The following is a 26103-nucleotide window of genomic DNA, read 5'->3' as shown; positions in this document are numbered from 1 at the left end:
GCGGAGATCCATGCTGGTCACATGAAGAAACTCACTCGCACCCTGCTCGTGGGTATCAGCGCATTCGTCGCGCTCGGCACCCTCTCCGCCTGCTCGGGCGGATCATCCAATCAGGCGACCTCCTCATCGGAGGCGCCGACTACCACCACCGCCAGCGCCGAAGCCGCGCCTACCGCGTTCCCGCAGTCGGGACGCTACATCGCCGATATGACGGCGCCCGACGGCAAGACGATGACAATCGGTATCTCCGTCGAGGGCGACGAGATTGCGGCCTACGCCTGCAACGGAACCGACGACGAGGCATGGTTCTTCGGAAACCAGACCGACGGCACGATCGACGTGAAGTCGAGGTTCCGCGACACCCTCAACGCGGAGTACGACGGCACCAACGTCGAAGGCGATCTGAACATGAACGGTGTGGCATATCAGTTCACAGCGAAGCCGGTGACCGGCGAGGCGGGCATGTACACCGCTGAGCTGGACGGTGTCCGCGCGTCCTGGGTCGTTCGCGAGGACGGCTCGGCGATCGGTGTGCAGTTCGGCACCAGCAGCGTCGGTGACATCACACAAGCGGAGATTCAGCAGCTCAACGACGCGCAGTTCCGCTCCGAGGTGCGCAACAAGCGGCAACTGCAGCAGGCCCAGCAGATCACGCGTCTGTCCAACGGCAAGATGAGCTCCAAGATCAACGGCCAAGACGTGACGCCGACCCTGGTCAACGGGAGTTTCCGGCTCGGCTGACATCTCAAAGTCGTTGTCAGTCAACGGCCCTGCCGGTGTGCCAACTCACATCGGCAGGGCCGATGTCTTTGCATCAGGCAGAATCAAAACCTACTGACCCCAAGGTGGCGTGCGTAGCGTCGACGTACCGTGACCAGTCCTGCCAAGCTCGCGGCGCCGATAGCGCCCGTCCCCGCCGCGAATGCCAGATGGCAGCTGCGCAAATGGGGCTTGATCCGGCTGGCCTCCCCGGTCGTGATCATCGCGTTGTGGCAGCTGGGCAGCGCGCTGGGGCTCATACCCCAGGACGTGCTGCCCGCACCCTCGTTGATCGCCGAGGCCGGCATCGAGGTGCTGCAGAACGGACAGCTGACCGATGCACTGCGGGTTTCCGGTATCCGAGTAGTCGAAGGACTCCTGCTCGGCGGAATTCTGGGCGTTGCGTTGGGAACCGCCGTCGGACTGTCCCGCTGGTTCGAGGCGACGGTGGACCCACCGATGCAGATGGTCCGGGCATTGCCACACCTCGGCCTGATACCGCTGTTCATTCTCTGGTTCGGTATCGGCGAGCTTCCCAAGGTGTTGTTGGTGGCGCTCGGGGTGAGTTTTCCCTTGTATTTGAACACCTTCTCGGCGATCCGCCAGGTGGATCCGAAGCTTTTCGAAACGGCTCAGGTGCTCGGCTTCTCGTTCTGGCAACGGTTCCGCACCATCATCGTGCCCAGCGCCGCACCCCAGGTGCTGGTCGGTTTGCGGCAGTCACTGGCCATCGCATGGTTGACGCTGATCGTGGCTGAACAGATCAACGCCGACAAGGGAATCGGCTTTCTGATCAACAACGCTCGCGACTTTCTGAGGATCGACATCATCATCTTCGGACTGATCGTCTACGCACTGCTGGGCATCGGCACCGACGCCATCGTCCGGGCACTGGAACGACGAGCATTGAGGTACCGCACATGACAATGACGGCATCACGAACAACCCACATCGCAGGCGAACTGCGCGACGTGAACAAGTGGTACGGCGATCACCATGTCCTGACCGATATTTCGGTGCGCGTTGACAGCGGCGAGATCGTCGCGCTGATCGGACGGAGCGGCTCCGGCAAGTCGACGGTGCTTCGCGTCCTGGCCGGCCTGTCGACCGATCACACCGGTCATCGCGCCGTGGTCGGAGCGCCTGCACTGGCCTTCCAGGAACCCCGCCTGTTTCCGTGGCGCGACGTGCGCACCAACGTGGCGTACGGTCTCACCCGTAGCAGGCTGCCGCGGGCGCAGGTACTGGCCAGCGCCGATCGGGCGTTGGCCGACGTCGGGCTGAGCGACTGGGCCGACGCGTGGCCCCTGACACTGTCCGGCGGTCAGGCGCAACGCGTTTCGCTGGCGCGGGCACTGGTGGCCGAACCCGAACTGCTGCTGCTCGACGAGCCCTTCGGTGCACTCGACGCGTTGACCCGGTTGAGCATGCGGGCGCTACTGCTCGATTTGTGGCGCGAGCACCGGTTCGGTGTGCTTCTCGTGACGCACGACGTGGACGAGGCGGTCGCGCTCGCCGATCGGGTGGTGGTCCTCGAGGACGGCGAAGTCATCCACACCCTCGAGATCGACGATCCACGGCAATCGACGAATTCCGAGCACTACCGTGCAGAGCTGCTCGATCAGCTCGGTGTGCGCGACTGATACGAAAAGGGGTCTCTATGCGGAAGCTCGCCGTTGTCACTGCACTACTCGCGGTGCTCCTCGCGGGATGTGTCTCCCGCCAGGACAGCTCCGGCCCCTCCGAAGCGCCTGAAACGGTTGCGCTTTCGGAACTGTCGGACCTGACGCTCAACGTCGGCGATCAGAAGGGCGGCACCGAATCACTGCTGCGTGCCGCAGGGGCGCTGGACAATTTGCCGTACAAGATCGCGTTCTCCACGTTCACGTCTGGCCCACCTCAGATCGAGGCGGCCACAGCGGGCAAGATCGACTTCGCGATCACCGGTAACACGCCGCCGATCTTCGGTGCGGCATCGAACGCGAAGGTGAAGGTCGTATCCGCCTACGACGGCAGCGGCAGGGGAGACAAGCTACTCGCCCACGCCGATTCGCCGATCCGCGCGGTATCCGACCTGCGCGGCAGGAAGATCGCCGTGGGCAAGGGCAGCTCGGCTCACGGCAACGTGTTGGCTCAGCTGCAGCGTGCCGGTCTTTCGCCGTCCGATGTCGAGCTGGTGTTTCTGCAGCCCGCCGACGCTCTTGGCGCGTTCAGGCAAAAGCAGGTCGATGCGTGGGCGATCTGGGATCCCTACACGGCGCAGGCCGAGGCCGACATCCCGGTACGCAGCATCGCCGAAGCTGCCGGCGTCACGAACGGCGCCGGTTTCGGGATCGCATCCGATGCCGCACTCGCCGATCCGAAACGCAACACCGCGCTGAGCGACTTGCTCGTGCGGTACGCCAAGGCAACGCGATGGGCGCAGGACAACCCCGATGAATGGGCGGCGAGTTATGCGGCCGCGGTCGGCCTGGATCCGGCGGTCGCGGCAGCTGCACAGGGCCGAAGCCTGCGACTACCCACCGATCTCTCTTCCCAGCTCGTCGCGTCCGAACAAGAATTGGCCGATCTGTTCGCTGAATCCAACCAGATCTCCGACAAACCGGAGTTCAAGAACTGGGTGGATACCCGATACAGCGAATCGCTTGCGCCGCTTTACCTCGACCGAAATTAGGAACGATATGACCGCCCAGCCAACCGGCACGGCCCCAGCCGAATCGCCGTCTCCGACGGCCCCAGCCGAATCGCCGTCTCCGACGGCCCCAGCCGAATCGCCATCTCCGACGGCGAAGTTCTTCTGGTTCCTGCCCACCAACGGCGACAGCAGATCCATCGTCGGCGCATCGCACGCGTCGTCACACCACACCGTGCCCGCCACCTACCGGGCACCATCACGCAGGTATCTCGCGGAGGTGGCCCGCGCCGCGGATCGCCTCGGGTTCGAAGGTGTGCTGACCCCGACCGGAACCTGGTGCGAGGACGCGTGGTTGACGGCGTCGGCCCTGCTCGCCGAAACCGAACGGCTGAAGTTCCTGGTCGCATTCCGGCCTGGGCTGGTTCCCCCGACGCTGGCAGCGCAGCAGGCCGCGACCCTTCAGAGGTTTTCCGAGGGACGGGTGCTGCTCAATATCGTCAGCGGCGGCGACGACGTCGAGCAGCGCCGCTTCGGCGACTGGCTGGGCCACGACGAACGCTATGCCCGCACGGGGGAGTTCCTGCACATTGTCAACACGTTGTGGCGTCAGGACTCACTCGATTTCGAGGGCAGGCACTACACGATCAAGGACGCGCGGGTATCGGCAGCACCGGATCCGTTGCCGCAGATTTACTTTGGCGGATCGTCGGCCGCGGCACTGCCGATCGCCGCCGAGTACGTCGACGTGTACCTGACGTGGGGTGAGCCGCCACAGGCTGCGGCGGCCAAGATCGAGCAGGTGCGCAAGCTCGCCGAGGCGCGAGGACGCAAGGTGCGCTTCGGCATCCGCTTGCACACCATCAGCCGCGACACCGCTGCGGCGGCGTGGGGGGTTGCTGACGAGCTGCTCGCCGAACTTAGTCCTGAGCAGATCGCCAAACAGACTGAGCTGCATGCCAAGTCGGAATCCGAAGGTCAACGCCGGATGACCGCTCTGCATGGTGGCCGGGTGGACAACCTGGAGATCTACCCCAACCTGTGGGCCGGTGTCGGCCTGGTTCGCGGCGGGGCGGGCACGGCGCTGGTCGGCAGCCATGAAGAGGTCGCGAACCTGATTTACGAGTACCACTCGGTCGGGTTCGATGAGTTCATCCTGTCCGGCTATCCGCATCTCGAGGAGGCCTACTGGTTCGCCGAGGGCGTGCTTCCGCTGTTGAAACACAAGGGAGTCGCGTAAGGGTCGCCGACTGCGAGCCTAGCTTTTGCCTCCGCGCCGGTAGTTAGGTAAACCTGACTCGTGGACGAGTGGTTCGAGCGCAGCCCATTCGTCGGCTTCGCACCGTGGATTGTCTATTGGGTCGTCGCCGACGGCCCGAGCACGTGGATGTTCGGGGCGATCTGCGCGGTGATCTCGGCGCTGTTCCTGGGCATCTCCGCAGGGCGGGGAGGGGCGCGCATGCTCGATGTGGTGACGGTGGTGTTCTTCGTCGGGGTCACCGTCGCCGGCATGGCCGTCGGCGCCGAGGACCGCGACTGGATGGACACCTACGCGACCACGTTGTCCGGCGGAGTTCCCGCGTTGATGGCCCTTGCATCACTGGCGTTCGTCCCTTTCACCCAGCAGTACGCACCGCCGTCAGCGCCGCGACATGACTGGGAGAAAGCGGCGTTCCGCAGGACCAACCAGGTGCTGACGCTGATGTGGGCTCTCGTGTTCGCGCTCATCGCGGTCCTGGGATACGTCGCCGTCGCGGCACCGGCCACGGTCAGCTGGACCAAGGCCGTCATCCCGGTGGTCGTGATCGTCGGTGCCATCGGCATGACCCAGATCTATCCAGACCGGGCGCGGGCCAGAGCCGAACCACTCACCTGAAACTTCGCGCTAATATCTGCGTATGAATGCAGATAAGCAGGTCTGCGGACGACGGCTTGCCGATGACCAGGCCGACCTCGTCGTCGAGGTGTTCAGGATGCTGGCCGATGCCACTCGTGTTCAGCTGCTGTGGGCGTTGGCCGATCGTGAGATGTCGGTCAACGACCTCGCGTCGAGGGTCGCCAAACCGGCGCCGTCGGTGTCTCAGCACCTGGCCAAACTCCGGATGGCGCATTTGGTGCGCACTCGCCGCGAGGGCACCCAGGTGTTCTACCGGCTCGAAAACGATCACGTCCGGCAACTCGTCACCGATGCGGTGCACAACGCGGAGCACGCTACGGGCGGGGTCCCCGCACACCACCTGGACGAGGGCAAGCTGCGCGTCCTGCACGAGAAAGGTGCGGGGTAGTGGGGGTCGGACATTCCCACGACCACACCGATCGCGTCGACGATGCGCTGCGTGACAGCGCCGCGGGCATCCGCGCGGTCAAGATCAGTCTGGTGCTCCTCGGCACCACCGCGGCGGCGCAGCTGATCGTCGTCGCGGTATCGGGTTCAGTCGCCCTGTTCGCCGACACCGTGCACAACTTCTCCGATGCGCTGACCGCCGTGCCGTTGTGGATCGCGTTCGCGATGAGCCGACGCCCGGCGACGCGCCGGTACACCTACGGATTCGGACGCGTGGAGGATCTGGCGGGCCTGTTCGTGGTGACGGCCATCGCCGTGTCCGCGCTCGTTGCCGCCGTCCAAGCCGTTCGTCGGCTCGTGGACCCGGTGCCGCTGAACCATCTGAGCTGGGTGGTCGCCGCGGGGATCATTGGGTTCATCGGCAACGAGGTCGTGGCGGTGTATCGCATCAGAGTGGGCCGCCGGATCGGATCGGCGGCGCTGCGTGCGGACGGAATGCACGCCCGCGCAGACGGTTTGACCTCACTGGCGGTCGTGGCCGGCGCGGTGGGCGTGTGGCTGGGCTTTCCCCTTGCGGACCCGATCGTCGGTTTGGTCATCGCCGGCGCGATCGGGGTCGTGCTGGTCATCGCGACCCGGGATGTATTCGGCCGGTTGTTGGACCGCATCGATCCTGAATATCTGGACACCGCGCGCACCGTGCTGTCGCGGCAGCCGGGCGTGCGGGGAGTGCGGCGCGTCAGGATGCGGTGGATCGGGCATCGACTGGAAGCCGACACCGAGCTCGACGTCGACCCGTCACGGAGCCTGGCCGACGCGCACGCAGTTGCCCATGCCGCGGAACATGAACTGGCACATGCCATTCCGAAGCTCGGCTCGGTGGTCGTACACGCCTATCCGGCTCACGAGCCGGTCAGCAGCTGAACCTCTCGCCGATCTGCGGGGGAGCAGTGGCCGGCTGCAGGCAACCGAACGGTTCGATACCCGCGTCGCTGAACCGGACCGCCGTGTCGTGCGCGCGGTTGGCGCAGTACAGACCGACGGTGTCGACGCGGCACTGGTAGTCGCCAAATCCCAGAGCCCGGCCGTAGGGCAGTTCGGGCCCTGTTCCCGCGGTGAACCTGCCCGGATCGCCGCGCACCGACCCGACCTCGACACTCTGCCCGTCGAAGTCGACCCAGCCGCCCTTCCACTCGCCGTATGCGTCCTCCGGCCGCGGCGGTGGGTTGACGAGGTCGACCAGACACGCCAAGGCGCCACCGGCATATTTCGAGTCGGTCATGCAGTTGGTCTTGCCCGATGGTGTGACGAACGCGACGTCCGCGCCGAGATCGGTGGTCACCCCGTCGCGCACCGCGGTGTGGTACTCGGCGGCGTCGGCCGTGTCACCCGCCTCGATCCAGGCGACGACCTCGGCCACCGGCGCGCCGGGGTCCGGCGGTGTGGTGGGTACCGTGCTCGTCGTGGTGGTGGGCGACGACTGCCTGCTGGTGTTGGGCGGTATCGGGGTGATTCGTTCGGCCCCGCCGTCTGTCGAGGATGAACACCCCGCCACCAGTATCAAGATCGCGATCAGCCCAGCGAGTCGCATACCGGCCAGGCTAGCGGGCCGACTCGCCGATACCGTCCAGGCGCGGCGGCGGGCGGCATTCGCTAACGTCGGGTGATGCACGAACACACGGTCCGCGCGACCATCGCCTCCGGCGTTGTCGAGGGGTTCACCCGCGACGGCGTGAATCGCTGGCGTGCGATCCCGTACGCCAGCCCGCCGGTCGGTCGGTTGCGCCTGCGCGCGCCGCAACCCGTCCAGGCCTGGCCGGGCGTGCGGTACTGCCACGGGATCGGCTACTGCGCACCACAGCAGCGCATGTACACCCTTCTCGCGCCGGGTAAGTACCAGCCGATGAGCGAGGACTGCCTGACGCTCAACGTGGTGGCGCCGAAGACGCTGCCGGATGATCCGTTGCCCGTCATGGTGTTCATCCACGGCGGCGGTTATTTCATGGGCAGCTCGGCGACGCCGATCTACGACGGTGCGGCGTTGGCACGCCAGGGTTGTATCTACGTATCGGTCAACTACCGGCTGGGCCCGCTGGGATGTCTTGACCTGTCGACGCTGTCCAACGGCAGCCACACCTTCGACGACAACCTCTACCTGCGCGACCTCGTGATGGCGCTGCAGTGGGTGCGCGAGAACATCGCGGTCTTCGGCGGCGACCCGGAGAAGGTCACGATCTTCGGCGAGAGTGCCGGTGCCCACGCAGTGGCCACGCTGCTGGCCGTCCCCGCCGCTAAAGGTCTTTTCGCCCAGGCGATTTCCGAAAGTCCGGCGGCCGGAATGGTGCGCACTCCGGACATCGCGGCGGACTACGCGGCCAAGTTCGCCGAGCTGGTCGACCCGAACGAGCCCGACGGCGCGGCAGCCGTGATGTCGGCCCGGCCGACGGAGCTCGTGGCCGCATTCGAACGGCTCATCGTCGCGGGCCAGCGCGAGATGCTCGGCGCGTTCGCGGCCGGCCCCACCAGCGGCAGCGAGTACCTACCGCTGGACCCGGTCGAGGCGATGCGCGAAGGGCACGCCCACCGCGTGCCGCTCATCGTCGGCACCAACGCCGACGAGGCCCGGCTGTTCGGGCGGTTTCTCAAGCTGTTGCCGATGACGGAGCCCATGATCGAGCGACTGCTCTCCGGAACTGAACCCGCTGAACGTGAACGCATTACATCCGCCTACCCCGGATATCCGGACTCGGCGGCGTGCATCCAGTTCGGCGGGGATTTCGCGTTCGGGTCGGCGGCGTGGCAGATCGCGGAGGCGCACAGCAGACACGCGCCGACCTACCTGTATCGCTACGACTATGCGCCCCGGACGTTGCGATGGTCGGGTCTTGGCGCCACGCATGCGACAGAGTTGCTCGCGGTGTTCGATGTGTACCGAACGACTTTCGGGAAGCTGCTCACCGCCGCTGCGGATCGCAAGACGGCACTGCGCGTCAGCGACGACATACAGAAGCGCTGGCGCGCGTTCGCCCAGACCGGGGTACCCGGTACCGAATGGCCTACCTACGCGGAGCCGGATCGGGCGGTGCGGGTTTTCGACAGCCGGCCGCGCGTCGAATTCGATCCACATGCCGATCGTCGCCAGGCGTGGGAGGGCTTCACGCTGGCGGGCCGCTGAATCCGTAGCAGTGGCTGAAATCGCTGCGCATCCAACCGAGAATGTGGTTGCGTGAATCCTGTGGCTCATCCCCTGGATCCGCTCAGCGGCGACGAATTCACGGCGGTCGCGTCGATCTTGCAACGCGAGCACGGTGTCGGCGCCGGAGCCGAAGGGTCGGCGACGTCCGGCCCGGGCTGGCGGTACGCGTCCATCGAATTGATCGAACCCAGCAAGGCCGCCCTGCGCGAGTTCGACAACGGGGGAGCGTCCCCGCCCCGCCGCGCGCGGGTGACCTGTTTCGAACGAGCGGCCAACGCGACCTACAAGAGCACGGTGTCGCTGACCGACGACCGGGTGGAGTCGTTCGAACACATTCCCGGGGTGCAGGCCAACTTCACTGTCGACGAATTCGCCGAGTGCGACCGGCTGCTGCGCACGCACCCCGACGTCGCGGCCGCATTGAAGAAGCGCGGTATCACCGACATGGACCTCGTCTTCTTCGATACCTGGACCTACGGCAATGCGGTCGCGCCCCCGGAGTACCGCGACCGGCGGATCGGCTGGTCGGACACCTGGCTGAGAGATTCGGCAGGTGGCAGCCCCTATGCGAATCTCGTCAGCGGGCTGCATTGCGTCATCGACCTCAACGCGATGGAACTGCTCCGCGTGGAGGACACCGGTGGGGTCGAGAAGCCCGACGTGATGGGCGAATACGTGCCGAGCATGATTCCTGAGGCGGTGCGTTCGGCGTCGCGCAGGGAGCCGCTCAAGCCACTGCACATCGAGCAACCCGAGGGCCCGTCGTTCACCCTTGACGGCAACCTGCTGCAGTGGCAGAACTGGTCGCTTCGTGTCGGCTTCAATCACCGAGAGGGGATGACGCTACACACCGTCCGTTACCGCGACGGCGACCGGGAACGCTCTGTGGCACACCGGATATCGCTTGCCGAGATGATCGTGCCATACCGCGATTCGTCGGTGGACCACTACCGGCGGACCGCCTTCGACATAGGCGAGTGGGGCCTCGGGTTCATGACCACATCGCTCGAGCTGGGCTGCGACTGCCTCGGCGAGATCCGCTACCTGGACGCGGTGCTGCACAACAGCAGGGGCGAGCCATACACGATCACCAACGCCATCTGCATCCACGAAGAAGACAACGCGGTGCTGTGGAAGCACGTTGACCACAGCATCGGCGCCGAGGTGCGCCGGATGCGCAGGCTCACGGTGTCGTCGCATGTGACCGTCGCCAACTATGAATACCTGATCTACTGGCGGCTCTATCAGGACGGCAACATCGAGTGCGAGATCCGGGCCACCGGAATCATGGTCACCACGCCGGTGGCCCCCGGTCAGCAGCACCCCAACGGCACGCTGGTCGACGAGCGCACCTACGCGCCATATCACCAGCACTTCCTGGTCGCCCGGCTCGACATGGACATCGACGGCACCGACAACACCGTCGTCATGACGGAGTCTCACGCCGAACCGATGGGACCCGACAACCCGTACGGACTCTCACTCGTGACGCGCAGTATCCCGTTGCGCACCGAGAGCCAGGGCAAGCAGGACGTCAACTACGCGACCCAGCGCACGTGGAAGATCGTCAATCCCAACGTCGTCAACGGCATCGGCACGCATCCGTCATACAAGCTCGTACCCAGCGGGGCGATCCCACCGATGTTCGACCCCGACTCCCCGGTGATCGAGCGTGCCAGTGTCATCGGCCATACTCTGTGGGTGACCCCGAATCATCCCGACGAACGTTGGCCTGCTGGCGAATTCGTGAATCAGTCGTCGACGGACACCGGCCTGGCCAAATGGACGCTGGCCAACCGTTCGATCGACAACACCGACGTCGTGATGTGGTACGTGTTCGGTATCCATCACATCACCCGGCCGGAGGATTGGCCGGTGATGCCCGTCGACATCGTGTCCTTCTGGCTCAAGCCGTTCGGATTCTTCGACCGCAATCCATCCCTCGATGTCGTGGGGACCGCGCCCGACATGTGCCACACCTCGTCGACCAGTGCGCACCACTGACGTCATGGAGCGGCCGTCGGATCTGACGGCCGCGTGGCTGAGCGACGCGCTCGACATCCCGGTCACGGATTTCACGTTCGAGCGCATCGGCACCGGGCAGATGAGCGAGTGCTATCGAGTCGAGTTGACCCGCGCGTCCGGGAACGACGGGCCGTCGTCGGTCGTGTTGAAGGTGGCGGCAACTGACCCCGCGAGCAGGCAGACCGGACTGGCACTCGGGCTCTACGAGCGCGAGGTGCGCTTCTACACCGACATCGCGCCCAACCTCGGCGGCGGGCCGGTAGCGATTTGCTATTCCGCCGGCTTCGATCCTGGGACCGGCGCCTTCCACCTGTTGCTCAGTGATGCCGCGCCCGCCGTCGTCGGCGACGAACTGCGCGGCGCGACAATCGAACAGGCGATGCTGGCGCTAGCCGAGCTGGCCCGGCTACACGCACCGGCGTTCGGCGACGCATCGATGGCGCAGGCCGACTGGCTCAACCGCGATGCGCCGATGAACCAGGGGTTGATCGCCACGCTGTATGCCGGATTCCTCGACCGGTACGGCGATCGGATCGCGCCCGAGCATCGTGAGATGTGCGAGCGCCTCGTCGGCAGCTTCGACGCGTACCTGGAGGCTGAGAGCGCCGCCGACCGGCTGATGGGCCTCGTGCACGGCGACTACCGTTTGGACAACATGCTCTTCGGCCAGCCGGAGGCAGACCGGCCGCTGACGGTCGTGGACTGGCAGACCGTCACCTGGGGCCCGGCCATGACGGACGTCGCCTACTTCCTCGGGTGCGCGCTGCCCAGCGATGTCCGCCGCGAGCACTATGACGCGCTGCTGCGGGCGTACCACGACGCGCTGGGTCCCGACACCCGAGTCAGCCTCGCCGACGTACGTGACGGCGTGCGGCGGCAGAGCTTCTTCGGCGTGATGATGGCGATAGTGAGCTCGATGCTCGTCGCGCAGACGGAACGTGGCGACGAAATGTTCATGACGATGCTGTCGCGGCACGGCGACCACGTGCGTGACACCGGCGCGCTGGATATGCTGCCGGACCCCTCCGAAGGCACTGCGGCGCAACCGCTCACGCCTGATCCCGCCGATGAGCAGGCCCACGCCGCGGGCGCCGAGCCGCTGTGGAGCGAGAGCTGGTACTTCGACTTCGCCGACCCACAGCAGGGCATCGGCGGCTGGGTGCGGCTGGGGCTGATGCCCAACGAGAACACCACCTGGGTGAACGCGCTGTTGTGCGGTCCGGACATGCCGACCGTCGCCCTGCTGGATTTCGAGAACACCGGAGCCATCGACCTGGCCCTGGAGGCGACCGAGCCGCTGCAGACCTACACGGTGACGGTGCGGGGGAGCGCACAGGCGTACGACGATCCGTCCGCGCTCCTACATGGTCAGCCGGGCAGGCCGGTCGAGGCCACGATGGAGTTGATCTGGACGACGGTCGGCGTGCCGTACCAGTACCGGATCACCCCGCGATACGAGATCCCGTGCGCAGTGTCGGGCACGGTGACCGTCGACGGCCGCGAGTACGCGCTGAACGCCGTTCCGGGCCAACGCGATCACTCCTGGGGAGTGCGCGACTGGTGGTCCATGGACTGGGTCTGGAGCGCACTGCATTTCGACGACGGCACCCACGCCCACGGCGTCGATCTGCGGATACCGGGTGCCCCGCCGATCGGCATCGGCTACACCCAACGGCAGGGCGAGCCGCTGATCGAACTGCAGGGCGTCAGTGCGGAGGCGACGTTTGCGGACAACGATCTGCCTGCCACGACCACGATCACGTACACGCCGGGTGACCTCGTCGCGACCGTCGACATCCGTGGACACGCGCCGGTTCTGCTGACGTCACCCGACGGGCGGATCAGCCACTTCCCGCGTGCATGGGCAACGGTCACAACCGCCGACGGTCGTAGGGGTGTCGGCTGGGTGGAATGGAACCGCAACCTGCCCAGCGCTTAATCCCGCGAGCGACCGTGTTTGTGCGGCGACACGCCGTGCAATGCGTGCATTTTGAGGTCGCTCGCTGAGCGGGAGCACCCTAGCGTGGCGCGTACATGATGATGCCGACGCCGGCCAGCGCCACCACGGCACCCGTGACGTCCCAGCGGTCGGGGCGGAAGCCGTCGGCGACCATGCCCCACAACAGCGAGCCGGCGATGAATACGCCGCCGTATGCGGCGAGCACTCGTCCGAAATGCGGGTCGGGTTGAAACGCCGCGACGAACCCGTAGGCACCCAACGCGATGACACCGGCACCGATCCACGCCAGGCCGCGATGCTCACGGACGCCCTGCCAGACCAGCCACGCTCCACCGATTTCCAGGACTGCGGCGAGGACGAACAACGCGATCGATCTCAGCACCATCACGACTCTCAGCCTGTCGCGAGTGACCGCAAAATGTACGCAGGACACGGCGTGTCGATGTACAAACGCGGTCCTCGCGGTGGGTAGCAGCCTGTCAAACCAGGTGGGCGCTGTCGTCGTCGAGGTCGTGACGGTTCAGGCCCATCGGCGTTGCCGCGGGCACATCGCCGGCGGCGACCACTTTCCGGGTGATGGGCGTCAGGCCGCGGAACAGTGCCTCGACCTCGTCGTCGGTGAGCGCGTCGAGTGCGGTGAGCGCCAGTGTGTCGGTGGAGTCCTCGATGCGCTGTTTGAGTTCGCGACCCTGCGCGGTGAGCTCGTCGTGGTCGTCGAGGAGCCCGCGCCGCACCAATCTGTCACGATGGTGGGCCCATTGATCGTCGTCGTAGTCGCGGCTACGCATGATCATGTCCTTCGGTACCCGGCCGGCCATCGCGTGCAGGACGTTGCAGTCGCGGCCGGAGACGCCGAGCGACGTCAACACCGCAACATGCCCGTCGCCGCGCTGTTCGCGTAGCAGCGTCGCGGCATGCCATAACTTGGCCAGCGGTTCGTCGGGCCACTCGAGTGCCAGGTTGGCCGCGAACAGCGGACGGCCGTCAAGGGGAGCGCTGCGCGCAGCCTTGGCGGCGAGGTCGGCGACCAGGGCCAGATCGTCGTCGGCGCCGACGCCGTAGCGGCGCAGCGCGTCGACCGCAGATTGTTCGCGCGCCCGCAGGGCGTCGGCCGGCGGAGCGACCTCCCACCCCGCGGGCAACGCCTTCGCCACGCGTTGCGGAGCGAAGTTGTAGAAGATCGCCGTCACCACGTCGGCGGGCACCACACCGAGCGGCGCCGAGCGAGCGGCGAAGTACCCCATCCAGAAGCCCCGATATCCGAGCCCATCGAGGGCGGCGCGAGCTTCCGGCGCGAAGTACGTCACGGCGTGTACCGGTTCGATTCGGTCGAAGAAGCGCCGCGCGAGCCTGGGGTCCCTGTCCATGACCCCAGTTAACCATTAGGCCTCTGGCTGGCCCGGGGGCGAAAACTCTTCGGTCACAGCGGATGCCGCCTCGTCGATGATCGCCCGCATGGCACGTTCGGCGGCGGCCTCGTCACGTAGCCTGATGGCACGCGCGACCTCGTCGTGCAGCGCGATGGCGGCGGGGTTCGGGATGTCGGGCATCATGCCGTGGTGGGTCCGGCCGGTGAGCACCTCAGCGACCACACCGTTCAGGGCGCGGAACATCTCGTTGCCACTGGCCTCGAGCATCGTCTGGTGGAAGATCTTGTCGGCCAACAGGTATGCGTCGAGGTCCCCAGACCGTCCATGCACCACCATGTCCGAGACTGCGGCCGCCATGATGCGGCACTGATGAGGGTCGGCTCGCCGCGCGGCGAGCGCCGCCGCCGCGGGTTCGAAGCCTCGCCTCAACTCCGAGAGTGACAGCAGCTGTGCGGCCTGGTCGCCCGACTCGAGCCGCCACCGAATCACGATGGGGTCGAAGACGTTCCATTTGCTCGCGGGCTGAATCGTGATGCCCACCCGGCGGCGGGACTCCACCATGCCCATGGACTCGAGTACCCGAACCGCTTCGCGCACGACGCTCCGGGAGACACCGTGCTGCGCGCTCAAGCCGTCCAGCGTGATGACCTGACCGGCCGAATATTCACCAGACACGATCGCGGTGCCCAGAGCGGAGAGCAAACCCCCGTGCAGAGCGCCGACGATTGGTTGAGACACCACCTATACATCTTGTCATAGACTTTGCTGACGTTATTAAAAACATACGATTGCGAAAGATACTTGCAATCGTATGATCATTGAGGCATGCTGTGTGACGTCAAGCACAACGGGGTAGGTGGAGAAGATGGCGTCACCAATCGTCGCAATGGGCGTCTCGGGTTCGGGTAAATCAACTGTTGGAGCGGCGCTGGCGCAGCGCCTTCGGGTGCCGTTCGCCGATGCCGACGACTTCCATCCGCCGGCCAACATCGCAAAGATGACCGCCGGTGAAGCGCTGAATGACGACGACCGGTTTCCCTGGCTGGAAGCCATCGGAGAGTGGCTGGCCGAGCGCTGCGACTCCGGCGGTGTGATGAGCTGTTCAGCCCTCAAGCACAAATACCGCGACCAGCTCCGCCGCCACTGCCCTAATGTCGAGTTTCTCCATCTGAGCGGCACACCCGAGGTCATCGCCAAGCGCCAGGCCAGCCGGCCCGGCCACTTCATGCCTGCTTCGCTGCTGGCCTCGCAGTTCGAAACGCTCGAGCCTCTCGGCGATGACGAACGCGGCCTAGCCATCGACGTCGACCAGAGCATCGACACCATCGTCGACACCTACGTCTCTCAAACCGCAACGCGCACAACCGAACAGGAGTTCTAGTGGAAGCGATCGAACCGGCATACGGCACCGCCACGCTCTTAATCATTGCCGCGGTGGCAGTCGCCGTCCTGCTGTTCCTGATCATGAAGGTGAAGCTGCACGCGTTTGTGTCGCTCGTGTTGGTGAGTGTGCTGACCGCACTGGCTGCCGGTATCCCCGTCGGCGACGTGCCCGACGCGCTGTCGTTCGGCTTCTCCAACACCCTTGGCTCGGTGGCCCTTCTGGTCGGCTTCGGCGTCATGATCGGCCGGCTCCTCGAAGTCACCGGCGGCGCACAGGTTCTCGCCGACACACTGATCGGCAGGTTCGGTGAGAAGCGTGCACCGTTCGCACTCGGCATCGCCGCGCTGATCTTCGGCTTCCCGATATTCTTCGATGCCGGTCTCGTGGTCTTCCTGCCGATCATCATGACGGTCGCGCGGCGCTTCGGCGGCTCGCTGCTGCTGTATGCCTTCCCCGCCGCCGGCGCCTTCGCCGCCATGCACGCGATAGTTCCGCCCCATCCAGGACCGGTCGCCGCGGCGGAAGCCCTCGAAGCCAACATCGGGCTGACGTTGCTCGTCGGAACGCCCATCGCCATCGCATCCTGGTATATCGGCGCCTATCTAGTCTCCCAATTCATCGGACGCCGTGTACATGTCGACATCCCCGAGGCACTGTTCGGTCCGATGAACGGCGGCCGCGAAATCGCCACGGATACCGATGCCGACGGGGACAGCGACGGCGTCAGCGTTGGTGCGGGTACAGGTCAGACGGTAACTCAGGCACCCGCCCGTAAGGCGCCGACCTTCGGGACAGTGCTCGGCATATTGCTCCTGCCGTTCTTCTTGATCTCGTTCAACACCGTGCTCAAGACCCTGACAACCGCAGGAGTTATCGAGGAAGGTACGGCTTGGGCCGAGTACCTGATGCTGCTCGGGAACACGCCTGTCGCATTGCTCATCACGGTGCTCGTGGCCACGTTGGTGCTGGGCTTGCGCGGCCGGTCGATGGCCGCGGTGAGCGATATTTTCGACAACGCCCTCGGTCCGATCTGCACCGTCATCCTGATCACCGGCGCCGGCGGCATGTTCGGTGGCGTGCTGCGGCTGAGCGGCATCGGAGATGCGCTGAGCAGCTCACTCTCGAATCTGGGGATGTCCCTGATATTCCAGGCGTTCATCATCGCCACGTTGCTTCGCGTCGCCCAGGGCTCGGCGACCGTCGCGATCACGACGACGGCAGGCCTTCTTGGCGCCGCGGCAGCTGAGGCGAGCTTAGGCAGCTTTCATCTCACGCTCTTGGTGGTCGCCATCGCTGCGGGAGCCACCGTCCTCTCGCACGTCAACGATTCGGGTTTCTGGCTGGTGAGTCGCTTCTTCGGGATGGACGTGAAGACGACGCTGAAAACGTGGACGGTGATGGAGACGACGCTCGGCGTCACCGCCTTTGTGATTGCCCTGGCGCTGTGGGTCCTCACCTGACCCGAAGCGACGTCAGGCCTTGAGGACCTGAGTTCCGCCAGCGAGCTCGTCGTGCTTGCCCTGCTTGGTCGGGCTGCCGTTGATGGTCACCGCGATGATGATGATCGCGACGACTCCCAGCAGACCGCCGACGAAAGGAATGATCGGCAGCAGCGTCCACGAGTTGCGGATCGCCGACTGCGCGGGCGTCGGCTTGGGTGCGCCCCCTGGACCGTGGACGCTGAGGCCGAGCAGCTTCTTGCCGGGTGTCGCTCCGATGGAGACCTCGAACGCGACGAAGTACACGAAGGTGAGCACGCCGGTGAACAGCCCCGTCGCCCAGAAATTCGACAAGGTGTCGGTGAGGAAAATCAGCGCATAGCTGACGATGGCGACCAGGATGCCGTCGATGACTCGGGCGAGCCAGCGCCATAGCAATCCACCGGGCTGCTGACCCCCGACGGGTGGGTAGGCGCCTTGCTGACCATATTGGCCCGGCTGAGGGTTGTAGTCAGGTGATGTCATCTCGCACTCCTCGCGTCCGCTGCGCGGAAGGCGAATCCAACCGCGGGGATGGTGGAGTCAATCTACAACTGAATGTCGCGCGAACGCGCCTGTTCAGCGCACGATGATCATGAATTCAGACGCTTGCGTTCCTGCTTGATCTGCTTCCGCGCCTGCTTGACCTGTTTGCGGCCCTGCTTGCGTGCCGTGTCGGCGAGACCCGTTGCGCGATCGCGTGCGGTTTCAGCCAATTCCGGCGCGCGGTCGCGGGCGACCTCTGCCAATTCCCAGCCGCGGTCACGCGCGACATCGGCGATCTCAGCGCTGCGCCTGCGCGCCAGGTCCGCGAACTCAGGTCCCCGCTCGCGGGCAACGTCGGCGATCTCAGCGCTGCGCCTGCGCGCCAGCTCGGCGAACTCGGGTGCACGCTCGCGAGCGACGTCAGCGATCTCGGCGCCGCGCTTGCGCGCCAGCTCGGCGAACTCGGGTGCACGCTCGCGAGCGACGTGAGCAAACTCGCGGCCGCGTTCCGCACCGATCTGCAGGCCGTGACCGACCTTCTCGGCGAGTGGGCTGTCGGCGAGCGCTCCACCGGTCGCCGCACCGACGGGCAACGCGGCACTGACGGCGTCGGAGACCTTGTGGGCGGCGCGGCGGCCGCGCCATCCGAGTGAGGGTTTGCCCTCGGTGTCGACTGCGGCGATGATCAGCCCGCCGATGAGGCTGATGTCGGTGAGGAAGGCGCGACGCTCGTCGGCCTTGCGCTGGGGATCCGTCTCATTCCAGAAGGTGTGTCCGCCAAGGCTTCCCGGCACCACGCTGGCCGCAAGCGCGGCCGATGCCAGCCGGGGCAACTTGCCGCTGGCGAGCAGTAGGCCACCGCCGATCTGAACCGCGGCGTTGACCCGGGCGACCGTCTCGGCGTTCGACGGGACATTGGTACCGACAGGGTCGGGCAGCTTGCTCAGCCCCTCGAGCGTGGGACGGGCCGCATCGGCGGCGGGCTTGGGGCTACGCAGGGCATCGACGCCGCGGGCGATGAAAGCCGCAGAAAGCATGGGACGGGCAACACGTCGGATCAACATGGCCACCGTGTTCCCCGGGCAGGGTCGTCACAAACGTCAATAGGTGGCGTTCCGCAGGTCCCTGTCCCGCAGAGGCAGCGCGTACCAGAACACGATCAGCGCCACCAGTGTGCAACCACCGGCGATCCAGGCGCCGGTTCTGCCGACCACGCTGTCGAAGATCACCACAGCGACTCCGGACAGCGCTATGCCCAGCAGCATGATGCCGACTTCGGCGTATCTATGGGAGACCGCGACCAGCGTCTCGAGTCGGTGCCGACGGAAGAGCACGCGATGCATGCTGACGGGCGCGACCAGCAGCACTGTCGCGCCGAGCGAACAACCGACCGTCACCAAATAGACGATGCGCATCACGACACTCAGGTCGGCGAAGCGCGGCTGAAACGGCAGGATGAGCAGGAACCCGGTGAGCAACTGAACGCCGGTCTGGGCCACTCGCAATTCCTGCAACAGACTCGACCAGTTGCGATCCAGCCGTTCGGCTTCCGTTTCGTCGCGCTCCCCACGCCCCTCGTCGGTGCCGGGATGTTCGCTGGTCACGACTGCATTGTCCCACCGCAACCCGGGATCTACGACCGGTTGGCACCATGCCACGGGGTGACAACCACCGGTCGGTGCGCACCACGAACTCATCGGCGTAGCGTCGGCGTCGTGGCCCTCGTCGCTGGCATCGACTCATCCACCCAGTCCTGCAAGGTCGTCATCTGCGACGCCGACAGCGGTGCGGTCGTCCGCTCGGCCAGCTCGCCGCACCCGGACGGCACCGAAGTCGATCCGCGGTGGTGGTGGTCGGCTCTGCAGGAGACGATCACGGCCGCGGGAGGCCTCGATGACGTGTCGGCGGTCTCGGTCGGTGCCCAGCAGCACGGCATGGTGTGTCTCGACGGTGCGGGCGCCGTCGTACGAAATGCCCTGCTGTGGAACGACACCCGATCGAGTGCCGCCGCCGACGAGCTGGTGGCCGAGCTGGGCGCTCAAGAGTGGGCAAAGCGCATCGGCGTGGTCCCCGTCGCCGCGATCACCGTGGCCAAACTGCGTTGGCTCGCCGATCACGAACCCGCGCATGCCGATGCGACGGCCGCGGTGTGCTTGCCGCACGACTGGCTGACCTGGCGGCTGAGCGGTTCGACTGACATCGCCGATCTGCGCACCGATCGAAGCGACGCGAGCGGAACCGGCTACTACTCATCGGAGGCCGGCACCTATCAGCTCGACCTGCTCGAAACGGCGATGCGAGGTCGACGACCCCACGTCCCGACGGTGCTCGGCCCTGCCCAGGAGGCGGGGCGGACGTCGACCGGCGCGGTGCTCGGGCCCGGTGCCGGGGACAACGCGGGGGCGGCCCTTGGACTGGGCGCCGAGCCCGGTGATTGCGTGGTCTCACTGGGCACGTCGGGTGTCGTGAGCGCGGTGGGTGACGTGGCGCCGCACGATCCCGACGGGATCGTGGCGGGCTTCGCCGATGCAACCGGGCGCCAGTTGCCGCTTGTCTGCACGCTCAACGGCGCCCCGGTACTTGCCGCGGTAGCCACCATGCTCGGCGTGGACTTCGACGAGTTGGACCGGTTGGCGATGTCGGCGGAGCCCGGTGCCGGCGGGTTGACGCTGGTGCCGTATTTCGAGGGTGAACGGTCACCGAACCTGCCGTCGGCCGCGGGGGCGATGCACGGGATGACCACCCGAAACCTCAACGCCGCCAATATTGCCCGCGCCGCCGTGGAAGGCCTGCTCAGCTCGATGGCCTACTGCATCGACAGAATCACCGAACACGGCGTCGACGTCAATCGCATCATCCTGGTAGGCGGGGGAGCGCGGTCGGGGGCGGTGCGTCACATCGCGTCCGCACTGTTGGGGGCACCTGTACATGTGCCCACACCCGCGGAGTACGTCGCGCTGGGCGCCGCTCGCCAGGCGGCATGGACACTCGCGCAAGACGACTCGCCGCCGGCATGGTCGTTGGGGATCACGAAAACCTACACGGCAGCCCCGACACCGCACGTCCTCGATCAGTACCGCGCCGCGCAACCGTTGACGCTTGGGCAGTGAACTACACGTGGGAACAGCTGGCGGACAACGTGGTCCGATGTCGCCTGCCGTTCCTTGACGTGACGGTCGGGGTGATCTGGGGACGGCTGGGCGCCGCGCTGATCGACTCCGGATCCACCTTGACCGAAGCTCGGGCGATCCGCGCCGATGTCGAGCAGATGACGGGCCGCGAGGTGAGCCACGTCGTGTTGACTCACCACCATTTCGACCATGTCCTGGGATCTTCGGCCTTCGACGGTGCCGCCGTGTATTGCGCGCCCGCGGCCGCGACGAGCATGACCGACCACTCGGAGCGCTTGCGCTCAGAGGCCCTGCAGTACGGCGCGAAACCGCGCGAGGTCGACGAGGCTGTCGGTGCGTTGCGGCGACCACAGCACGAGGTGGAATCGGACGTCATCGATCTCGGCGACCGTGTGCTTTCCATCAGGCATCTGGGCCGCGGCCACACCGACCACGACCTGGTCGCGGTCGTCGAGGGCGCCGAACGCCGCGTTGTCTTCTGCGGCGATCTCGTCGAAGAGTCCGACGATCCTGCGATCGACGGTGGCTCCGATACCGCGGCATGGCCGGGCACTCTCGAACGACTGCTCGAAGCCGGCGGCCAGCACGCCGTCTACATACCCGGTCACGGCGCGACGGTGGATGCCGGTTTCGTGCGCCGCCAACAGCGGTGGCTCGCGAACCGTGTGACGAAGTCAGATCCGAGACTGTGATGTAGGTCATTGCTTGACCAGCCCTAATTAGGTGACCCTTACCGTTCGTCTTGCTTACGAATGGCTGGAGGGTGCCATGAGGGCCGACCTCGAATTCGCGTATGACCTGACGCTCGACGAGGCGCGACGCCGCGCCACAGTCCTCGAGGCGATCGGTGACGAGTGGGATCCCGTAGCTGTCATGACCGAGGAACAGCGGGCGGAAGAAATGTTGTATTCCGATCTCGACGACGAACAGCAACGGATCTACGACGATCTTGTTCGCGCTGGCGTCCTGCCTGATCGGAAAGTGATCCATGCTGCCGATTGATCCCACCGCCGACCGGTCACGACGTGCCTGGCTGCCCTGCCCGTGTTGCGACCACGCCACCACATGCGTGGAGTGCCATAAGCGCAAGAATTGCGCCGTCCATTGGCAGTACCTGCTGAGCAATAAGGGCACGGTGGTCCACCTGCAGTGCTCTGACTGCGGCTACCTGTGGTCGACCGATACGCGGAATCGAGCGCGGCGACGTCGCGCGGCCTGACCGCTAGCCGCCCGCTTCGGGGCGAGGCCAGCGCGGCCGAGGCAGCGCCTGTCCCGGCGGTGGCCGCATCCGGTCCAGCACGGCTCGCAGCGGTGGCCAATCGGCGCGGCCACGGCGTGTCACCGCGTACGCGGTCAGCACTGCTTCGGGTGTAGGCAGCGGCAGCACCTTCACACCTCGACTGGTCGGTCGCCCCATGGGCAACAGACCGACCCCGAACCCCGCCACGATCAGGTCTTCGACAAGGTCCAAGCTGTCGATCTCGTGCGCGATGCGCGGCGCGAAACCGGCGAGCGACGCCAAGGTGCGAACAGCGGTCTCGTCAGCTGTGTTGCGGGAGTTGACAATCCACGTCTGGTCCGCGAAAGCCGCGATATCCGCGGGTCCGTCGGGATACGTCGAGGGGACGGCCAGCCCCCACGTGATCGACCAGAGCGCCTCGGTCTGAAGCACCTGGTTTGGCGAGGCAGGAGCCAGGTTGTAGTCGTAGGTGAGTGCCAGATCCAGATCGTCGTCGGTCAGCAATGCGAAGGCTTCGATGGGTTCGTACTCGCTGATCACCAAGTTCACGTCCGGGTACTGTGCGGCGAGGTCGGCCACGATCGGCAGCAGCGACACCCGGATGCCGGTGGCAAATCCGCCCACGCGCACCGTGCCCGACGGCTCGGCGTCGGGATCGAGATCCAGTCGGGCGCTGTCGATCGCTGCGAGGATCGTGACGGCGTGGTCAGCCAGTCGCAGCCCGGCGGGAGTCAGCCGCACCCGACGGCCGTCGGGCTCGATCAGCTGTGCTCCCGTCTCCCTGGCGAGCGCGGCGATCTGCTGCGACACCGTCGATGTCGTGAGGTGGTGCGCATCGGCCACCGCCCGCATCGAGCCCAGACGCGAGAGCGACAGGAGGAGTTGGAGCCGCCGGGTGTCCACCGCACGATTGTTCACGATTCGTGAACAATCGTGACCATTTAGGCCTGGTTGCGGGGAGGCCGCCGTCGGTAGGGAAGTGGTCCGGAAAAGAAAGCGCGGCACGCGAGCGACGGGGGGACCGCTCGCGTGCCGCCTCACTGAGTGGTTCAGCTGCGACCATCTCCGCGGCTGCGACCGCCGCCCTGCAAGCCATCGGGGGCGTGACTCTTCGGGGTACTGGTCACAGCACTCTGAAAGTAAGCCAGGCCGATAAGAAGAACCTGTCGACCGGCTAGGAAGTTCCTGTGTACAGGCCTGCGTCGAGATTCTGAGATGCCGCCGTGACGGTTCGTCGGTCAGGAGCCGATACTGTCTGGATCCCAACAATACTGCAGTGCAACGCAATTGACTTCGACTTGACTCCCGCTGAGTTCAAACTCCTTGAAACCAGCCCGCGTACAACGTCGCGGCGAAGGTCATACAGAGCGCCAATGCCACACACAGGTCACGCCAATGTCCATGAGGCAACGTACACGCATCAGCACGGTCTGGAAGTAGTAGCGGCTATACGGAGGTTCGGTGGCGAGTGTTGAGCAAGCGGATCCTCCGGATTGCCGAAGATCTTTGAGCCGCATTCCACCCGTGCCCTAGATGGCGCGATGCTGCGCGTGGAGATCGTTCTCAGAAGTAGCATCCCAACGAAGTCGTACGCGATCGTAATGTTCTGTTCAGCAACACTATTCATGACCCACCGCTCTGCCCACGCTCACGCAGGAGGCGCCCATAGGAAACTAGTGCAACATCCGAGTACCAAGAAATATTGATCACTGTCGACGATGACTTGGGCGATTGCTCCTGTCGTCGAGGCAAATTCACATGGGAGTGTCAAATGTCGACAAATAGTTCTCCGGCGCGCCGCATCATCGGACGGGTGGCAGCCGTGGCCGCAGCGACCGGCGTGCTCGCCGGCTTCGGAATGGCAACTGCGACTGCGCAACCGCCGCCGTGCCCCCCAGGGGCCCCATGCGTCGGCGGCCCAGGTCCGGGCGGCCCAGGTCCGGGCGGCTTCGGTCCCGGCGGTCCCGGGCTTGGCGCTCCGGGTTTGCCACCGCCGGGACCTGGTATGGGGCCGATCGGACCAGGCCCGGGCCTGCCGCCGCCGCCGCCTCAGCCGTGTCCACCCTTTGTTCCGTGCCCACCGAGATGACAGGAAGTCAGAGCTTTTCGAACCCGCACTGATCCTGGATCACCTTGCCATGCAGTCCGTCGCGCGGATGTCGCGCGACGGACTGTTTGCGTCAGCGCATGCAAGATCCCGGCCCCAACAGGACACAGCTAGCACCTAGGGTATCCATCGAGAAGTCCAATACTTCGCTCCTAGCATTCGGGTTGGCAAACCACGCCGCACGAAAAGGGAGCTGAGGGAATGAATTTCAAACGAACCGTCGGGGCGTCGATACTGGCTGGAGGCGTCGCCATCGCTGGAGTGCTGGGTGTCGGACTCGGCTCCGCGACCGCGCAACCCGCTGGCTGCGGGGGCACCGAACTCACCGGCCTGTGGGCCCAATCAACCTGGAAGGCCCAGCCAACCCGGAGGGCCCAATTGGCAGGCGCGGGGCATCGACCAGGGTCGTCAGGATCACCAGCCATTCAACTGGAATGGCCAGCAGGTGACACCGATCCCGGCCGGGAACGGTCAGGGATGGGGCTTTTGGGCTCTCGGACAATGGATTCCGCTGTGACAGTGCTGGGCTGAGCACAGCACACAACTCGTGTTATGCGAAACGGCCACGGCTACTGGAACAGAGTTCCGGTAGCCGTGGCCATTTCATTCGCACGCTTTCTACGGTCGCAGTTCAGGCGTGCGTGCGCTGGTCTACCGGACGACCTTCGGTCTCGGTAACAGTTCCGGCGATTATTCACGATTCGCGAACGGTATGTCCATGAAAATCACGTGGACGTGAACGGTTCCGGTCCCGTTCAATTCATGTGTGACCACAAACCAGGCGCGCACCGGGGCCTTCATGGCGTTGGGTTCGATGCTCTGCGTCCAGTTGGGTCTTGCGATCGCGGTGACGCTGATCGACGACATCGGAGTCGAAGGCGCGGCGTGGCTGCGGCTGGCGTGGGCCGGCATCCTGCTGCTGCTCATTGTGCGGCCGAAGCGTTCGGCGTTCACCCGGTCGAGCTTTCTGATGTGCGTCGTGCTCGGCGTGGTCACTGCGGCCATCACGCTGCTGTTCATGGCGGCCCTGGACCGGATTCCGCTGGGCACGGCCAGCGCCATCGAGTTCCTCGGCCCGCTGTGCGTCGCGGTGGCTCATGGCAAGGGCAGGCACCGCTTCGTGTGGCCGGGCCTCGCCGCGGTCGGCGTGGTGTTGCTGACCCAGCCCTGGGCGGGCGTCATTGACCCCGTCGGTGTCCTGTTCGCGCTCAGCGCGGCGGTGTGCTGGGCCACCTACATCCTGCTGACCCAGCGCGTCGGCGATCAGGTCGCGGGCATCAGCGGACTCGCGGTGTCGATGCCCGTCGCCGGCCTGGTGGCCACCGCGACGGTCGGACCCGCGGTGTTCGAGCGGATGACGCTCGAAATCCTCCTGATCGGCATCGGTCTCGCGATCCTGCTGCCGGTGGTGCCGTTCGCGCTGGAACTGTTGGCACTACGCCGCTTGACGACGGCCGCGTTCGGCACGCTGATGGCGCTCGAGCCCGCGTTCGCGATGATCGTCGGCCTCATCGTGCTGCATCAGATGCCCGGTATCGCGGGGGCGGTCGGGATCACCGTCGTGGTGGCGGCCGGGATCGGCGCCGCCCGTAGTGGGGCGCGCACGCCGTCGCCCGTGCCCGCCGAGGTGAACTCCTAGCTACGCTCGTCGTATGGCAAGCGGATTTTACGGTTCACCGATCGTCGGCCTCATGAACAAGATGTTCGTCGCGCTCATCGATGCGCCCCTCGTCGGACCGGTGGTGCGGCGCGGCATGATCAACATCCGCTATGTCGGACGACGTTCCGGCAAGACCATCGAGACCCCGATCGGCTACCGGCGCACCGACGACGGAATCGTCATCAACGTGATGTCACCGGACAACAAGACGTGGTGGCGCAACTTCCTCGGCGACGGCGGCCCCATCACCCTGCTGAAGTTCGACGGCAATGACCGTACCGGTCACGCCGTCGCCAGCCGCGACGCCAACGGGCGCGTGTCGGTCGCCGTCAAGCTCTAGCCCCGATTTTTCGTCCAAGGTGATGGCAGTAGCGGTTTCCGGCTGGGAAGC

General features: G+C 65.8%; 26 protein-coding genes. 18 read left to right on the top strand and 8 right to left on the bottom strand.

All coding sequences use genetic code 11. The annotated features are described in order from the left end of the window. The first annotated feature begins 21 nt into the window (after window positions 1–21). The 8 genes from M1248_RS23880 (at window position 22) to M1248_RS23845 (ending at window position 6599) form a co-directional block, all read left to right on the top strand. Window positions 22–741, top strand: a complete 720-nt coding sequence (locus tag M1248_RS23880) for a hypothetical protein (RefSeq protein ID WP_163727950.1) — start codon at window positions 22–24, stop codon at window positions 739–741. Between the two features lie 195 nt (window positions 742–936). Continuing rightward, window positions 937–1683, top strand: a complete 747-nt coding sequence (locus M1248_RS23875; RefSeq protein ID WP_410506727.1) for an ABC transporter permease — start codon at window positions 937–939, stop codon at window positions 1681–1683. After that, window positions 1680–2402 carry an ABC transporter ATP-binding protein gene (locus M1248_RS23870; protein ID WP_317149921.1) on the top strand — a complete coding sequence of 241 codons (723 nt, stop codon included), beginning with the start codon at window positions 1680–1682 and terminating at the stop codon, window positions 2400–2402. The genes M1248_RS23875 and M1248_RS23870 overlap by 4 nt, the downstream gene beginning before the upstream one ends. 17 nt (window positions 2403–2419) lie before the next feature. Next, a complete protein-coding gene (locus M1248_RS23865) occupies window positions 2420–3433 on the top strand; it encodes an ABC transporter substrate-binding protein (RefSeq protein WP_317149920.1) in 1014 nt (337 codons plus the stop codon). A gap of 7 nt (window positions 3434–3440) precedes the next feature. After that, window positions 3441–4631 carry an LLM class flavin-dependent oxidoreductase gene (locus M1248_RS23860; protein WP_317149919.1) on the top strand — a complete coding sequence of 397 codons (1191 nt, stop codon included), beginning with the start codon at window positions 3441–3443 and terminating at the stop codon, window positions 4629–4631. Window positions 4632–4691: 60 nt separating this feature from the next. After that, on the top strand, window positions 4692–5267 hold the full coding sequence (locus M1248_RS23855; protein ID WP_317149918.1) for a hypothetical protein: 576 nt from the start codon (window positions 4692–4694) through the stop codon (window positions 5265–5267). Window positions 5268–5289: 22 nt separating this feature from the next. Continuing rightward, window positions 5290–5676 carry an ArsR/SmtB family transcription factor gene (locus M1248_RS23850; protein WP_163727961.1) on the top strand — a complete coding sequence of 129 codons (387 nt, stop codon included), beginning with the start codon at window positions 5290–5292 and terminating at the stop codon, window positions 5674–5676. Continuing rightward, window positions 5676–6599, top strand: coding sequence for a cation diffusion facilitator family transporter (locus M1248_RS23845; RefSeq protein WP_317149917.1), 924 nt, complete (start codon window positions 5676–5678; stop codon window positions 6597–6599). Before M1248_RS23850 ends, M1248_RS23845 begins: the two co-directional genes overlap by 1 nt. Here the strand turns inward: M1248_RS23845 and M1248_RS23840 are convergent. Continuing rightward, window positions 6589–7266 (bottom strand): hypothetical protein, encoded by a 678-nt coding sequence (locus M1248_RS23840; RefSeq protein ID WP_163727970.1) that lies wholly within the window; start codon window positions 7264–7266, stop codon window positions 6589–6591. The two genes, M1248_RS23845 and M1248_RS23840, sit on opposite strands and share 11 nt — an antisense overlap. A 75-nt stretch (window positions 7267–7341) precedes the next feature. Here M1248_RS23840 and M1248_RS23835 point away from each other — a divergent pair, with 75 nt between their 5' ends. The 3 genes from M1248_RS23835 to M1248_RS23825 are packed head-to-tail and all read left to right on the top strand — an operon-like array spanning window position 7342 to window position 12835. Next, entirely contained in the window at window positions 7342–8850 is a 1509-nt protein-coding gene (locus tag M1248_RS23835; protein ID WP_163727973.1) for a carboxylesterase/lipase family protein, read from the top strand. A 60-nt stretch (window positions 8851–8910) separates the two neighbouring features. Beyond that, window positions 8911–10875, top strand: coding sequence for a primary-amine oxidase (locus M1248_RS23830; protein WP_163737115.1), 1965 nt, complete (start codon window positions 8911–8913; stop codon window positions 10873–10875). Continuing rightward, entirely contained in the window at window positions 10862–12835 is a 1974-nt protein-coding gene (locus tag M1248_RS23825) for a phosphotransferase (RefSeq protein WP_317149916.1), read from the top strand. Before M1248_RS23830 ends, M1248_RS23825 begins: the two co-directional genes overlap by 14 nt. Before the next feature lie 79 nt (window positions 12836–12914). Here M1248_RS23825 and M1248_RS23820 read toward each other — a convergent pair whose 3' ends face one another. The 3 genes from M1248_RS23820 to M1248_RS23810 all read right to left on the bottom strand — a co-directional run bounded on the left by M1248_RS23820 (window position 12915) and on the right by M1248_RS23810 (window position 14967). Continuing rightward, window positions 12915–13241 carry a YnfA family protein gene (locus M1248_RS23820; protein WP_317149966.1) on the bottom strand — a complete coding sequence of 109 codons (327 nt, stop codon included), beginning with the start codon at window positions 13239–13241 and terminating at the stop codon, window positions 12915–12917. Between the two features lie 94 nt (window positions 13242–13335). Continuing rightward, the gene (locus tag M1248_RS23815) at window positions 13336–14223 is read right to left on the bottom strand and encodes an SCO6745 family protein (protein WP_317149915.1); all 888 of its coding nucleotides are present in this window, start codon (window positions 14221–14223) and stop codon (window positions 13336–13338) included. 15 nt (window positions 14224–14238) lie between these two features. Beyond that, window positions 14239–14967: a FadR/GntR family transcriptional regulator gene (locus M1248_RS23810; RefSeq protein ID WP_317149914.1), complete on the bottom strand. Its 729-nt coding sequence runs from the start codon at window positions 14965–14967 to the stop codon at window positions 14239–14241. 124 nt (window positions 14968–15091) lie between these two features. Here M1248_RS23810 and M1248_RS23805 point away from each other — a divergent pair, with 124 nt between their 5' ends. Both M1248_RS23805 and M1248_RS23800 read left to right on the top strand, forming a co-directional pair. After that, window positions 15092–15607: a gluconokinase gene (locus M1248_RS23805; protein ID WP_163727982.1), complete on the top strand. Its 516-nt coding sequence runs from the start codon at window positions 15092–15094 to the stop codon at window positions 15605–15607. After that, window positions 15607–17070 carry a GntP family permease gene (locus M1248_RS23800; protein WP_317149913.1) on the top strand — a complete coding sequence of 488 codons (1464 nt, stop codon included), beginning with the start codon at window positions 15607–15609 and terminating at the stop codon, window positions 17068–17070. The genes M1248_RS23805 and M1248_RS23800 overlap by 1 nt, the downstream gene beginning before the upstream one ends. A 12-nt stretch (window positions 17071–17082) precedes the next feature. Here the strand turns inward: M1248_RS23800 and M1248_RS23795 are convergent, their stop codons facing one another. The 3 genes from M1248_RS23795 to M1248_RS23785 form a co-directional block, all read right to left on the bottom strand. Next, window positions 17083–17574, bottom strand: a complete 492-nt coding sequence (locus M1248_RS23795) for an RDD family protein (protein ID WP_317149912.1) — start codon at window positions 17572–17574, stop codon at window positions 17083–17085. Between the two features lie 107 nt (window positions 17575–17681). Further along, window positions 17682–18638 (bottom strand): DoxX family protein, encoded by a 957-nt coding sequence (locus M1248_RS23790; RefSeq protein ID WP_317149911.1) that lies wholly within the window; start codon window positions 18636–18638, stop codon window positions 17682–17684. Window positions 18639–18674: 36 nt separating this feature from the next. Then, the gene (locus tag M1248_RS23785) at window positions 18675–19178 is read right to left on the bottom strand and encodes a DUF6328 family protein (RefSeq protein WP_317149910.1); all 504 of its coding nucleotides are present in this window, start codon (window positions 19176–19178) and stop codon (window positions 18675–18677) included. A 111-nt stretch (window positions 19179–19289) separates the two neighbouring features. Between M1248_RS23785 and xylB the strand changes: the two genes are divergently transcribed. The 3 genes from xylB to M1248_RS23770 all read left to right on the top strand — a co-directional run bounded on the left by xylB (window position 19290) and on the right by M1248_RS23770 (window position 21707). Next, on the top strand, window positions 19290–20684 hold the full coding sequence (xylB, locus tag M1248_RS23780; protein ID WP_163727994.1) for a xylulokinase: 1395 nt from the start codon (window positions 19290–19292) through the stop codon (window positions 20682–20684). Beyond that, window positions 20681–21397: an MBL fold metallo-hydrolase gene (locus tag M1248_RS23775; protein ID WP_317149909.1), complete on the top strand. Its 717-nt coding sequence runs from the start codon at window positions 20681–20683 to the stop codon at window positions 21395–21397. Before xylB ends, M1248_RS23775 begins: the two co-directional genes overlap by 4 nt. A gap of 76 nt (window positions 21398–21473) precedes the next feature. Further along, the gene (locus M1248_RS23770) at window positions 21474–21707 is read left to right on the top strand and encodes a DUF6400 family protein (protein ID WP_163728001.1); all 234 of its coding nucleotides are present in this window, start codon (window positions 21474–21476) and stop codon (window positions 21705–21707) included. A gap of 220 nt (window positions 21708–21927) precedes the next feature. Here the strand turns inward: M1248_RS23770 and M1248_RS23765 are convergent, their stop codons facing one another. Continuing rightward, window positions 21928–22848, bottom strand: coding sequence for a LysR family transcriptional regulator (locus M1248_RS23765; protein ID WP_163728004.1), 921 nt, complete (start codon window positions 22846–22848; stop codon window positions 21928–21930). 1970 nt (window positions 22849–24818) lie between these two features. Here M1248_RS23765 and M1248_RS23760 point away from each other — a divergent pair. Next, the gene (locus M1248_RS23760) at window positions 24819–25691 is read left to right on the top strand and encodes an EamA family transporter (RefSeq protein ID WP_163728007.1); all 873 of its coding nucleotides are present in this window, start codon (window positions 24819–24821) and stop codon (window positions 25689–25691) included. Window positions 25692–25704: 13 nt separating this feature from the next. Next, complete coding sequence (locus M1248_RS23755; protein ID WP_163728010.1) at window positions 25705–26052, top strand: hypothetical protein; 348 nt, start codon at window positions 25705–25707, stop codon at window positions 26050–26052. The last annotated feature ends 51 nt before the right edge of the window (window positions 26053–26103 follow it).

Source organism: Mycobacterium sp. 29Ha, from assembly GCF_032883055.1.
GTDB classification, from domain to species: domain Bacteria; phylum Actinomycetota; class Actinomycetes; order Mycobacteriales; family Mycobacteriaceae; genus Mycobacterium; species Mycobacterium gallinarum.
The sequence above is the reverse complement of the archived record's forward strand: the minus strand, read 5'-3'. Positions and strand labels throughout refer to the sequence as shown.